The organism is Streptacidiphilus sp. BW17, assembly GCF_041262485.1.
Lineage (GTDB): Bacteria > Actinomycetota > Actinomycetes > Streptomycetales > Streptomycetaceae > Streptacidiphilus.
Genome location: NZ_JBGCCR010000020.1, coordinates 23715 through 35987, shown reverse-complemented (window position 1 = coordinate 35987; position 12273 = coordinate 23715). Strand labels below are relative to the sequence as shown.

The following is a 12273-nucleotide window of genomic DNA, read 5'->3' as shown; positions in this document are numbered from 1 at the left end:
CCCATTCCTGAGCACTCCACGCCGTAGGAGACACTATTGGCTGCACCCACTGATATTGGAGGAGAGCCTTGGAGTTCGACGTCACGATCGAGATCCCGAAGGGTTCGCGGAACAAGTACGAGGTGGACCACGAGAGTGGCCGCATCTACCTCGACCGCATGCTCTTCACCTCGACCCGCTACCCGGCCGACTACGGCTTCGTCGACGGGACCCTCGGCGAGGACGGCGACCCGCTCGACGCGCTCGTCATCCTCGAGGAGCCCACCTTCCCGGGCTGCGTCATCAAGTGCCGCGCCATCGGGATGTTCCACATGACCGACGAGGCAGGCGGCGACGACAAGCTGCTCTGCGTCCCGGCCTCGGACCCGCGCTGGGAGCACCTGCGCGACATCCACCACGTTTCCGAGTTCGACCGCCTGGAGATCCAGCACTTCTTCGAGGTCTACAAGGACCTGGAGCCGGGCAAGTCGGTCGAGGGTGCGCACTGGGTCGGCCGCGCCGAGGCGGAGGAGGAGATCACCAACTCCGTCAAGCGCCTCGCCGAGTCCGGCAAGAGCCACCACTGACCGGCGCCTTCGGGCACGACCGGCGCCGCCGTCCCTCCGCACCGGACGGCGGCAGCACCTGAGCCCAGCGGACCCGCGTCCGCTGGGCTCAGGCATGCCCTGGGGCTACGTCGAGGCTAGGTTGGGGCTCATGGCTGAGATCCATCGCACGACCCTGACTCCCGGCAAGCTCGAACTGCTCACCGCGTGGCTGTCGCAGCAGAGTTGGTACCTCGGGGGCGGCGGTGACGGAGATGCCGGTGCCGTGACGCCGGAGCTGTCCAGGGCGGGCGGATTCCGGCTGGACGACCCGGAGGGCGAGGTCGGGATCGAGTTCGCGGTCGTGCGCGACAGCGCAGGGCCGGAGCCGGTGGCCTACCTCGTGCCGATGGCCTACCGCAGCGCCCCGCTGGAAGGGGCCCCGGCCGAGGCCCTGATCGGGACGGCCGAGCACGGCGCACTCGGCACCCGGTACCTCTACGACGGCGAGCAGGACCCGGTGGTGACCGCCCAGCTGCGCGCCCTGCTGCGCGGCGAGGTGGTGCCGCAGGCGCAGAGCGAGAGCGACACCGTCGACCCGACGGTCACGGTGCACGGCACCGGTTCTGTCGACGGCGTTCCCGTCGAGCTCAGCCGCGTCCTGCACCCCGCCGGGCCCGACGACGAGCCCCGCCGCCACGTCGCCGCCGGGTGGACGCTGGCGGACGACACGACCGTACGCGGCGTCTTCGCCCGCGCCCTGGAGGGGTAGCTCCAGGACGTCCCGGCGAGACCCGGTCCTGGAAACAGGCCCTAACGCGGGGGGACCGGGTTGTCGTAGATGTTGTCCGGGGTCACGATCTCGGTGATCGCTCGGGCGAGAAGGGTGGACGGCTCCTGGCCCCCGGAGCTGATGTCCGTGTTGATCAGAAGCACCATCGTCGCCTTCTGCGAAGGCAGGTAGACGGTCACGCTCTCGTAGCCGGGCGTGGAACCGTTGTGCCCGATCCATCCGCTGGTCTCGAAGATGCCGAGGCCGTAGCTCGTGCCAGGGAAGCCGGTCGGAAGCACCTTGAGCCGCTCCGCCTGGGTCTGCGGGCTGAGGAGGGTTCCGGTGGCGACGATCTCGGCCCAGCGACGCAGGTCCTGGAAGTCGGAGATCATCGCCCCGGCCGCCCACGCCCAACTGGAGTTCCAGTGGGTCGTGTCCGCGACTTTGCCGCTCAACGTCTGGTCGGTGTAGCCGTGCGCGTGCGGGTCGGGGATCTCAGCGCCCCGGGGGAACCACGTGCGGTGCAGGCGGGCCGGGCGCAGCACCCGCCGGTGGATGAAGTCGGCCAGGCCCAGCCCGCTGACCTTCTCGACCACCAGACCGAGCAGGATGAGGTTGGTGTTGGAGTACTGGAACGTCTCGCCCGGCCGGAAGGTGTTCTTGTGCCTGAAGCCGTACCCGAGCAGCTCCCACGGAGTGAACGAGCGACCCGGGTCACTCAACAGCGCATGCGTGAAATCCGCGTCCGCGGTGTACGGGAACAGGCCGCTGCGCATCTCGGCGAGCTGACGCAGCGTGATCCGGTCACCGCACGGGACGCCGTGGATGTGGGCGCAGATCGGGTCGTCGAGCCGGATCCTGCCCTCGTCGACGAGCTCGAGCAGCGCGGTGACCGTGAAGGTCTTGGTCTCGCTGCCGATCCGCATGAACAGGCCGGTGGCCATCGGTGTGCTGGTGGCGGTGTCGGAGACACCGGTCGCGCGGGTGTAGCTTCCCCTGCCCGGCAACCACACGCCCGCGATGACGCCGGGAATCGCGGCCTGCTTGCGGACGCCCTCGATGGCCGCGTCCAGCCGAGCGGTCAGCTCCGGGCCGAGACCGCCGGGCGGGCAGTCGTCCCCGCTCTGCGGCGCCCTGCTCCTGGCGTGAGCCGCCGCGGTGGAACTCGTCGCCATCGGGGCCAGCACCGCCGCCGCGAGGAGCGCCGCGGTGAATCCACGGCGGGAGGGGGTACTTTGCATGTCGGACGCCTCTTCCGGGTCAGGGGCTCAGGTGACCACGTCACCACCCGGACCCCGGCCGACGGCCCCCGCCCGGTATGCGTCCCACCGAGTCCACCCGTTTGGAGCCGCGCGGGCATCCGCGTGCAACGGACGACCGGTCCACGAAACGAAGCAACTCAGGGGCGGGCGTAGAAGTTCGGGGTGCCCATGATCCAGAGCGAGGCGGTCTTCACCACGGTGCCGGTGCGCGGGGCCTCGATGATGGTGTCCGCGCCCGTGTAGAGGGCGACGTGGTAGATGCCGTCCGGCTGGCCGTCGTGGGACCAGAACACCAGGTCGCCCGGTCGGAGCTGGCGGTAGGTCAGCGGGTGCGACTGGGCGTACTGGTCGGCCGCGTAGTGCGGCAGCGCGACGCCCGCGCGCTGCCAGGCGCGCATGGTCAGGCCGGAGCAGTCGTAGCCGGTCGGGCCCGCGCCGCCCCAGACGTACGGGGTGCCGAGCTGGGCGCGGGCAAAGGCGAGGACGCTGTCCGTCGACAGGACCGACAGCGGAGGTGGCGTCGGGGTGGGTGCCGCCGCCAGGGCGGTCAGGCGGGCGGCCTCGGCGGCGAGGGCGGCGGCGTGTTCCTGGGTCAGCTGCAGCGCGGTGCGCTGGGCGTCGGAGAGCTGGGAGAGCAGGGCGGTCTGCTGCGCGTCGAGGGAGGTGACCTGGGCCTGCTGGTCGCTCAGCTCCGTCTGCGCCTGCTTCTGGGCGGCCTCGACCTTGGCGGCCGCTGCGGCGGCGCGGGCGTCGGCCTGCTGCGCGGCCACCGAGGCGAGGACCGCGCGGGACGCGGTGGCGGACGCCTGGTTCAGCGCGTTCCGCGCCTGGTCGGACGCGCCGGACGCGGCCTGTTCCGCCAGCGACGCCGCCACCGGGTTCCGCGCGGCGATCAGTCCCGCCAGCCCCGCGAGCTGCGGCGGCCCGCCGTCCCGGTACTCCTGCGCGGCAAGCGCGCCCACCTTGCCCCACGCGGCGGTCCGCGCCGCGTCCGCGCGGACGGCGATGGCCGCGGCGGCGGCAGCGGCAGCGGCGGTCTTGGCCCGGGCGGCGACGGCCCCGTTGTAGGCCTCCACCGCGGACTCGACCTGCACGTTCACCGTGGCCTCGGCGGCCTGCGCGCTCTGCAGCTGCGCCGCGACGGCGGCGACCTGCGCCTGCAGCGCGGCAGCGGCGTCCTGCGCGCTCTGCAGCGCGGGAGCGCCGGGCCCCTGCGGGGGCGCGGGCGGGGCCGTGGCGAGGAGTGCCGGCAGTGAGAGCACCACGGCGGCGGCGAGGATCACCGCTCTGTGGCGCGCGGGGCGACGGGGCTTCACAGGACGATTCTGGCTGACCGTCAGATTAGGACGCGCGGCGAGCGGGCCAGATGAGTGACGGGGCATCAGACTGCGCGCGAGACACCGCCGGCGTGCGGATGGCCCTGCGCGTTCGGCCTGCCAGGTGGGAGGGTGGCTTGTCGCGCTCACGCGGCGGAGCCGCAGATCAGCAGAGCTCCGCGCCCCTGGGTAGTGCAACCTCCCCTCGTCGAGACCAAACCGTCAGAGACGCTTGCTGCGCCCCGCCGCGATCGCGCGGCGGCGCGCGGCGGCGGCTCGGCGACGGGCCGACTCGGCGGAGGCGGGTGGGGCGGTGGAGGGGGCGTGCTTGGCTGCGAGCCTGTTCAGGCGAGCCAGGCGGCGGACGCGGGCCTGGTCCAAGGGCGCGTACACGGCGTGTTCGAGGCGGGCGGTGACGCGCTGGGCCATGCGTTCGGCGAAGAGGTGGGCGCGGGTGGGTTCCACGCCCGGAGGCGTCGGCTTGCCGGCGATGAGGTCGAAGAACCGCTGGCGGGCCGCGTCGCCGCGGCGGTGCCAGCGGGCCTCGCGACGGCGTGCGCGGGCGAACTTGCGCGGGCGGTGGGCGTACCGCCATCGCGCCCACGGGCTGCGCGGGCGGGCGAGCCGCACCGCGGCGATCCAGGAGAGGCCCGGGACCATGATCCCCAGCATCCCGCTCCAGAACTTGCCCTTGAACAGCGCGACGACCGTGAAGCACGCGTTGACGGAGATGATCACGATGAGGCCCCACCGCACCGGCGTCCCCGGCGTCACGCCGAGCGGGAGGTAGCCGAGGAGCAGCAGCCCGGTGAAGAGGATCCCGATGATCACCGCGTCGACGGACTTGCGGCCCTGTTCGCTCCAGTAGACGTCCTCCAGGTGCAGCAGCAGGGCGAACTCGTCCAGGACCAGGCCGCAGCCCATGCCGAAGAACAGGCCGGCGCCGTCGATCCACGGATGGCTGCCGTCCGTGGCGAACACCGTGAACCCGGCGCCCAGTAGGAAGAAGATGCCGAAGACCACGTGGTGGATGTGCAGCCCGCCCGGCGTCACGTTGCCGGGCCACCACTTCACACCGCGCCGGATCATCCGGACGCTGAACCGGATGAACAGGAACGACCCGATGAACCCGACCAGCAGCAGGAAGAGCGGCTGCTTGCCGGGGTCCTGGATGTGGTGGGCGTAGAAGTCCCAGAACGGCCGGCGCAGGTGCATGTGGTGCAGCAGCGGCGGATTCAGGAACTGCGGATGCATGAGCGGGGGATGCATGAGCGGGGGATGCATGAGCGGTGGATGCAGGAGCGGTGGGCGCATCAGAAGCCTCGCGTACGCTTCGCCGCGCCACGGGCCGGCCTCGGGCCCTCGCCCTGAGGCACCTTCAGGAAGAGGCGCGCCATCTCGCCACCGAGGTTCACCCCGACCGCCAGCGCCAACGCCACCGCCGCCGCGCGGATCACCGAGAGCAGGCCGGGGATCGGCTCGTTCTGGGTGAAGGAGAGCAGGCCGATGTAGATGAGCGAACCCGGTAGCAGCGGCCCGAGCGCCGCCGTCACATACGGGAGCGAGGACGCGTAGCGGTAGCGCGAGGCCATCTGGCCGAAGAGGCCGATCAGCATCGCCGCAGCGGCGGTGGCCACGATCGCGGAGACGCCCGCCTCGCGCAGCACGCCGTAGGTGGTCCAACCGACGCCCCCGAGGAGGGTGACGACCGGCAGTACCTGACGGGACGTCTGCAGCAGGACGGCGAAGAACAGCGTCAGCACCATCGCCGCCGGGAGCTGGATCAGCGGCGCGGCCCCCAGCGCGAGGGTCTGCTCGGGGTGCAGCCGGGCGCCGAAACTGACACCGACGTAGAGGACCAGGGTCACCCCGAGCACGATGCCGACGACCAGGTAGAGGACCTCCAGCAGTCGGGCGGCAGCGGTGATGTAGAAGCCGGTCAGCCCGTCGGCGACGGCTGCGACCAGCGCACGGCCGGGCAGCAGGGCGTACAGGCCACCGGTGATCACCACCGAGCCGCGCAGCTCGGAGCCGATCAGGGTGAGCCCGACACCGAGCGCGGCGGCGGGGGTGGCCGCGACGACGAACTGGTAGAACTCCGGCAGCCCGCGCGTGGAGATCAGCCAGGCGAGGCGGTCGCCGAGCACGGAGGCGGCGAAGGCGCAGATCAGCACCAGCCAGGCCTGCCCGTCGATCTTGCCGCCGACCAGCAGGGTGGCCGCTCCGGCCAGGCCGCCGGTGGCCAGGGAGAGCACCCAGGTCGGGTAGGGGTGCCGGTTGCGGCGGATCTCGGCGAGACGGCCGTAGGCCTCCTCGACGCCGACGTGCTCGGCCGTTATGTCGGCGACCAGCCGGTAGACCGCCGCCAGTCGGGTGTAGTCGGAGCCTCGTCGGCGCACCACCCGGGTGGAGGTGACCGGCGGCGCCATCAGCGACGGCTGGTAGGTGATCGCGATCAGGGTGAAGGTGACCTGCGGCTCGCAGCGGTCCAGGCCGAGCGCGTGCGAAACGCCGAGCATGGCGGCCTCGACGTCCTCGGCGGCCTCGCCGCTGGCCAGCAGCAGCTCGCCGATACGCAGCGTCAGGTCGAGGACGCGGGCGACCTTGGGCGGGCTCGGCTCGTTGCCGCGCTCCTCGGACTCGGTGCGCTCGAAGGCGGGCCGTTCGGACATCGGCGTGCGCAGCAGCGTCCGCATCCGGTCCGGCCAGGGGGCGGAGCCGGGCGCACCCTTGCGCAGCGAGACGATCGGTATGCCGGCGGTCGGGGTGTAGCCGAAGTGCGCCCAGTCGCTGTCGGGCTCCATGGTCTCCGTGGACACCTCGGAGGACGGCTCCAGGGAGGCGGGCGTGGTGCCGACCAGCTCGGCGTGGCCGAGCAGACCCGGAGTGACCGTCAGCTCGTCGCCCGGCTTCTCGTCCGGCTCCGAATCCGACGGCTCGCCCGGCTTGGCGCCCGGCTTCGCGTCCGACGGCTCGTCCAGCTTCTCGTCCGGCTTCTGGTCCGGCTCTTCGCCCGGCTTGCTGCTCGGCTGTTCACGCCCCGCCTCGGACTGCTCCGGCTCCTGGTCCGGACGTCCTGGCTGCCTGCCCTTGGGCACCTGCCGCTCCCCTCATGTATCCGGCTCCAACCTTGCCTGATCACGAGGGCTGACGCACACTTGCCCACCATCGTGACAGAACGGACACCTGGGCCGGAACGGGTTCACGTCGCGAGCAGGCCGCGTCCCAGCCAGTCGGAGTCGTCCCGAACGCCCGGGAGCGCGAAGAAGTAGCCGCCGCCCGTGGGCGAGATGTAGTCGACCAGCGGCTCGTCGATCAGCCGCGTCTGGGTCGCCTCGAACTGGCGGACGACGTCCTGCTGGTAGCAGCAGAAGGCCAGGCCCATGTCCAGGTCTCCGACGGCGTCGATGCCACGGTCGTAGTTGAAGCCGCGACGCAGGATCCGGGAGTCGTCGGTCCTCGGGGTGCGCGGGTTGGCCAGCCGGATGTGGGCGTCCAGCGGGATGGCGTTGCCCTGCGGGTCCTTGGCGTAGTCGGGGACGTCCGTCTCGTTCGCGCCGTCCAGCGGGGCGCCGGTGTCCTTGCGGCGGCCGAACATCAGCTCCTGTTCGGTGAGGGAGACCCGGTCCCAGAACTCGACCAGCATCCGGATGATCCGGATCACCTGGTAGCTGCCGCCGGTCGCCCAGGCGGGCTCGCCCGAGCCGGGCTGCACCCAGACCAGCCGGTCCATCTCCCGGCCGGAGCCGACGTCCGGGTTGGCGATGCCGTCCTTGAAGCCGAGCAGGTTGCGCTGGGTCCCGGTCGGACGCGGCAGGCTCTGGAAGCCGTCGATGCGCCACTTGACCTGCATCAGGCCACGGGTGTGCTTGGCGATGTCGCGCATGGCGTGCAGCACGGTGTCCTGGCGGGAGGCGCAGATCTGCAGGCTGAGGTCGCCGTGGCACTCGGCCGGGTTCAGGTTGTCGTTGGGAAAGGTCCGCATCGGGGTGAGCTTGGCGGGCTTCTGCTTCGCCAGGCCGAAGCGGGCGTCGAAGAGCGACGCCCCGACGCCGACGGTCACCGTCAGGTCGTCGGCGGGGACGACCGGGCCGAGGATGCCGTTGTCGGAGGGCGGCGCGCCGACGCCCAGGTCCGGCGGGTTGCCGCCGGAGGTGAGGAAGCGGATCCGGTCGGTCAGCGTGTGGAAGAGCTGTTCCAGGCCCTTGCGGTCCTGGGCGATGACGGTCATCGACAGGAAGGCGGCGAAGGCGGGCGCGGGGGTGGTGATCCCGGCCTGCTGCGGCCCGTGGAACGCGACGCTGCCGGTACTGAACGCGCCGTCGCCGGTGGACGCGCTGTCCGCCTGCGCGGACGTCGCGGTGGCGCCGGTCAGCGTCAGCGCGCCTCCGGCGAGGGCCGCACCGGCCGCACCCGCGCCGAGCGCGGACTTCACGAAGGTGCGCCGGGAGGAGCCGAAGCCGAACGGGCAGGAGCCGGCGGGGACGTCGGACGGGGTACCGGTGGCGTGGTCGGTCATCAGGCGGACTTCCGGATCTCAAGCAGGTCGGGGATGGGCGAGAGGTCTTCCAGCAGCTGGCCGAGCGCGCCGTTGAGGGTGGCGCGCAGCGTCGGGTCGAGCTGCTCGACCGGGGTCCAGCTGCCGTCCGCCTGCCGGGCCTGCTGCAGCAGAGCGCCGAAGCGGGTGATGTCGGCGTCGACGGTGCCGAGCAACTGCGGGCTGCGGGCGCTGATCAGCGGGCGGAGCAGGGTGAGCAGCTCCTTGGTCCCGGCCAGGTTCGCCTGCGCGGTGGCCAGGTTGGTGCCGCTGCCCTCGTCGGTGTCACCGGTGAGCTCGAACTGGAGGGTGTTCTCCAGGATCTCGTGGGTGCGCAGCGGCAGGTCGGACGGGTCGAAGTCCTGCGCCGGGAAGGCCTTGCGCAGCCCGGTCACGTCGGTGGCCAACTCGTCGGCGACGGGCGCGAGCTGAGCGGCGGACTGGCCGTGCCAGAGGCCGTACTCCAGGCGGTGGAAGCCGTGGAAGTCCGGGTCGGCAACGCCCAGCGGCAGCCCGTCGGCGCGGCCGTTGATGCGCTTGTCGAAGTCCTCGAAGGTGCCGTAGGCGGCGCCGAGGGAGGAGTACTGGACGTGCGCGGTCAGCCAGTCCTGCCTGGCGGCGGCGAGGTCGCCCGCGTGCACGTCGGCGGCCAGCTTGGCGGTCTGGCCCTGCAGCGTGGCCAGGCCCGCGTCGACGTACTGCTTGTAGGCGGCGAGCGGCGCCGCCAGGTCCTGCTCGGAGACGGGCAGCACGGCCGCGACGGCGGCTCCGCCGGAGACGGTGACGGCGGCGGAGGTGACCGCCTGACCCCCCGTCGGCACGCAGCGCCAGGCGTAGCTGCCGGAGCCGATGGTGGCGACCAGGGCGCGGGTGGTTCCCGGGGCCAGCCCCTCGATCTCGCCGTAGACGGCGTTGGTGTCGGGGTTGATCAGGTACACCTCGGAGGTCTGCCCGCCGGTGTTGCGCATCTGGAAGGTCTGCTGGCCGGGCTGCGGTGCGGGGAAGCCCTTGCCGCACTCGGTCGGCGAGACGGAGACGGTCGCGGCGGCGGCCGGCTTTCCTCCGGAGACGGCGACCACCGCGCCGGCGGCGACGGCTGGTACGGCGACCGCGGCGACGGGCACGAGCCACTTCCGTCGGCGTGGGGAGGCGGGCTCCGGAGCGGCGGCGGGCGCGGACTGCGGCTCGGGAGCGGGAGCGGGCTTGGGAGCGGGCGCGGCGGCGGGCTTGGGAGCGGGTGCGGGCGTACGGACACCGCGCAGAAAGAGCGTCAGAACCACGGCCAGGTAGGCCACATAGGCGGCGACCTGGAGCCAGGTCATCTGCGTGGTCAGGTTGAGGATGCCCTGGACCAGCGTCGCGTACCAGGAGTTGGCGTCGATACTGCCGCTCAGGTCGACCGCGAAGCTGCTGCCGCCGGGGAGGACGCCGCCCTCCTGCAGGTCGCGCAGACCGTAGGCGAGGACGCCTGCGGCGATGACGATGAGCCCGAGCCCGGTCCAGGTGAAGAACCGGGTCAGGTTGATCCGGAGCACCCGCCGGTACAGGCCCCAGCAGAGCGCGGTGGCCAACAGCAGGCCGATCGCGGCGCCGATCAGCGGGCCGGTGGACTCCCCCGCCGTCTGCGCGGTGGTCCAGATGAAGAGTGCGGTCTCCAGTCCCTCGCGTCCGACCGCAAGGAAGCTGGTGACCACCAGCATCCCCGACCCCATCGCCAGTGCCGCGCTGACCTTCTCCTTGAGCTCGCTGGAGAGGTTGCGCGCGTTCTTGCGCATCCAGAAGACCATCGCCGTCACGAAGGCGACGGCGATGACGCTGAGACAGCCGCCGAACGCCTCCTGCGCCGTGGCCGACAGGTTGGCGGAGGTGAAGGTGAGCACCGCGCCGAAACTGAGGGAGAGTCCGACCGCGGCGGCCACGCCCGTCCAGACCTGCGGAAGCCGACCCTTCTCGCCGCCTCTGACCAGGGTCGCGACGAGGATGGAGACGACCAGACCGGCCTCCAACCCCTCCCGCAACCCGATCAGGAAACTGGGAAACGCGTCGTCCCACATGCGAAGGACCCCTCCAGTACGGCAGCACGGACCGATCGCCTTGCAGCGATTAGGTTAGGCTTACCTTACTGGATGATCGATCGGGCTCCTTCAGGGGTGGGTCGGGACCGGAAAGCGGGAGGCGGGAGGCGGGAGCGCCTCAGGCCACGTGGACGTCGGCCGTCGCCGATGTCCGGTCCACGGTGTAGTGGTGGTGACCGACGCCGGCCAGCAGTTGCGCACGGAAGGCGAGCGTGCCGCGCTCCGCCGCCCGGACGGAGGCGTGGTACGCACCCTCCGCACCGCAGCCGACCAGGCGCCAGTGTCCGCCGTTCACCCGCTCGTCCACGCAGAGCCGGACGACGTCGCCGCCGAAGTCGTCCGAGGCGCCGAACGCGGCGAGGTGGATCCGGGCGCCCAGCGCGACGGAGTGCGGCGTACCTCGCAGCTCCACGGAGGACTTGGCGAAGGCCGGGGCGGCGGTGACGACGGTGGCGACGGCCAGACCGGCGGCGACGAGCGACGAAGCGACAAGCGCCGTGGTGGCGCGACGTGTGGACATGACGGTCCTCGATCTGTCACTGGAGTGGGGGCTGCGAGTGCCCGCTACGGGCGATGACAGCCTGTCGAGATTCGCAGATCCAGGACCCGTCTTCAACCGGCCGAACGGCGGGGTCGAGGCAGGACGTCAAGCCGCCGTGAGACGGAACACCGGACGGGCCGAACCGTCGCTCGACGAGGCGAACTCCAGTCGGACCGGGGCCCCTTGCCAGATCCGGTGCGCGGGCGCGGGGGCCAGCTCGGCACGGATCCGGAACCCCTCGTCCAGCTCGACGACGGCGCTGCTGCCCAGGGCGTGGATCCTGCCCCTGCCGGTGCTCAGCTCCCAGTCCAGGTCGGCGCCGCCGCAGCTGGTGCAGAGCACGCTGAAGCCCGGGAGAGAGGTGGCGCACCAACGGCACCGCAGGTAGCGCAGCTCGCCATGGGCGAGGCCGTCGTGGAACATCGCGCTGGGATCCGCCTTCATCGGTTGCCTCCTCCAACCTTCACGAACGATCGTTAAGTTAGGACGCGGATCACGCCGCTGTCCAGTGGGAGGACAGCCGAATTCTGCGTAGAATCACCGAACGATCGCTCAGTCACACGGGTCGAAGCTCGCCACACGAAGGACGGTTCCGATGCGCCCTGCCGGTCAGACCGCGCTGCTGGAGGCCGCCCGCCAGGAGTTCGCCGAGCGGGGCTTCGGCAGCGCCTCGATCAGGGACATCGCCCAGCGGGCCGGAATGAGCCTGTCAGCGATGTATCACTACTACTCCGGCAAGCAGGAGTTGCTGCACGCCCTGCTGGACGAGGGCATGGACCGCTACGTCGCCGCGGTCGCCGACGCGCTCGGCCGGGTCAGCGAATCCCCTGCGGACCGGCTCAGCGCGGTGGTCGCGGCGACGACCCGCTTTCGCGGCGAGCATGCCGCGCGGAGCAACATCCTGCTCCTGGAGGAGCGCAGCCTGGACGGCGACCGCTTGGAGCGATACGCCCGCAGGCAGGCGGAGGCCACGAACTTCTTCCGCGACCCGATCGACGCGGGCGTGGCGTCGGGCGAGTTCCTCACGCCGTACCCGGACGAGGCCCGCCGAGCGGTCATCGCGATGTGCAACGCGGTGGCCCAGTGGTACCGCGAGGACGGTCCGCTGAGCCTGGACGCCTTGATCGACCGGCACGTTGAGCTGGCGCTCACCCTGGTCGACTACCGCCCGCAACGGAACTGGTCCGCACGCCGGTAGTCGCACCACGTAAGGGGCGCGGGGAACTGCGCGAGCACCGGCTCAGCC

11 protein-coding genes are annotated in these 12273 nt (G+C 71.7%); 3 read left to right on the top strand and 8 right to left on the bottom strand.

Annotated features, from left to right (window positions below):
* Positions 1-68: 68 nt before the first annotated feature.
* Complete coding sequence (locus tag ABH940_RS23340) at positions 69-566, top strand: inorganic diphosphatase (protein ID WP_370067342.1); 498 nt, start codon at positions 69-71, stop codon at positions 564-566.
* Positions 567-696: 130 nt separating this feature from the next.
* Positions 697-1296 carry a 1,4-alpha-glucan branching protein gene (locus ABH940_RS23335; protein ID WP_370106101.1) on the top strand — a complete coding sequence of 200 codons (600 nt, stop codon included), beginning with the start codon at positions 697-699 and terminating at the stop codon, positions 1294-1296.
* 41 nt (positions 1297-1337) lie between these two features.
* Here the strand turns inward: ABH940_RS23335 and ABH940_RS23330 are convergent, their stop codons facing one another.
* The 8 genes from ABH940_RS23330 to ABH940_RS23295 form a co-directional block, all read right to left on the bottom strand.
* Positions 1338-2537, bottom strand: a complete 1200-nt coding sequence (locus ABH940_RS23330; protein WP_370106100.1) for a serine hydrolase domain-containing protein — start codon at positions 2535-2537, stop codon at positions 1338-1340.
* A gap of 158 nt (positions 2538-2695) precedes the next feature.
* Complete coding sequence (locus ABH940_RS23325; protein ID WP_370106099.1) at positions 2696-3874, bottom strand: C40 family peptidase; 1179 nt, start codon at positions 3872-3874, stop codon at positions 2696-2698.
* A 222-nt stretch (positions 3875-4096) separates the two neighbouring features.
* Entirely contained in the window at positions 4097-5143 is a 1047-nt protein-coding gene (locus tag ABH940_RS23320; RefSeq protein ID WP_370106098.1) for a hypothetical protein, read from the bottom strand.
* 44 nt (positions 5144-5187) lie between these two features.
* On the bottom strand, positions 5188-6972 hold the full coding sequence (locus ABH940_RS23315) for a threonine/serine exporter family protein (protein ID WP_370067332.1): 1785 nt from the start codon (positions 6970-6972) through the stop codon (positions 5188-5190).
* Positions 6973-7076: 104 nt separating this feature from the next.
* A complete protein-coding gene (gene efeB, locus ABH940_RS23310) occupies positions 7077-8393 on the bottom strand; it encodes an iron uptake transporter deferrochelatase/peroxidase subunit (protein WP_370067329.1) in 1317 nt (438 codons plus the stop codon).
* Positions 8393-10465, bottom strand: a complete 2073-nt coding sequence (gene efeU / locus ABH940_RS23305; RefSeq protein ID WP_370106097.1) for an iron uptake transporter permease EfeU — start codon at positions 10463-10465, stop codon at positions 8393-8395. Before efeU ends, efeB begins: the two co-directional genes overlap by 1 nt.
* A 139-nt stretch (positions 10466-10604) precedes the next feature.
* Complete coding sequence (locus ABH940_RS23300) at positions 10605-11006, bottom strand: hypothetical protein (protein WP_370067325.1); 402 nt, start codon at positions 11004-11006, stop codon at positions 10605-10607.
* Positions 11007-11132: 126 nt separating this feature from the next.
* Entirely contained in the window at positions 11133-11471 is a 339-nt protein-coding gene (locus ABH940_RS23295) for a Zn-ribbon domain-containing OB-fold protein (RefSeq protein ID WP_370067323.1), read from the bottom strand.
* A 151-nt stretch (positions 11472-11622) separates the two neighbouring features.
* On the opposite strand from ABH940_RS23295, the gene ABH940_RS23290 reads away from it, so the two are divergent.
* Entirely contained in the window at positions 11623-12225 is a 603-nt protein-coding gene (locus ABH940_RS23290; protein ID WP_370067321.1) for a TetR family transcriptional regulator, read from the top strand.
* Positions 12226-12273 lie beyond the last annotated feature (48 nt).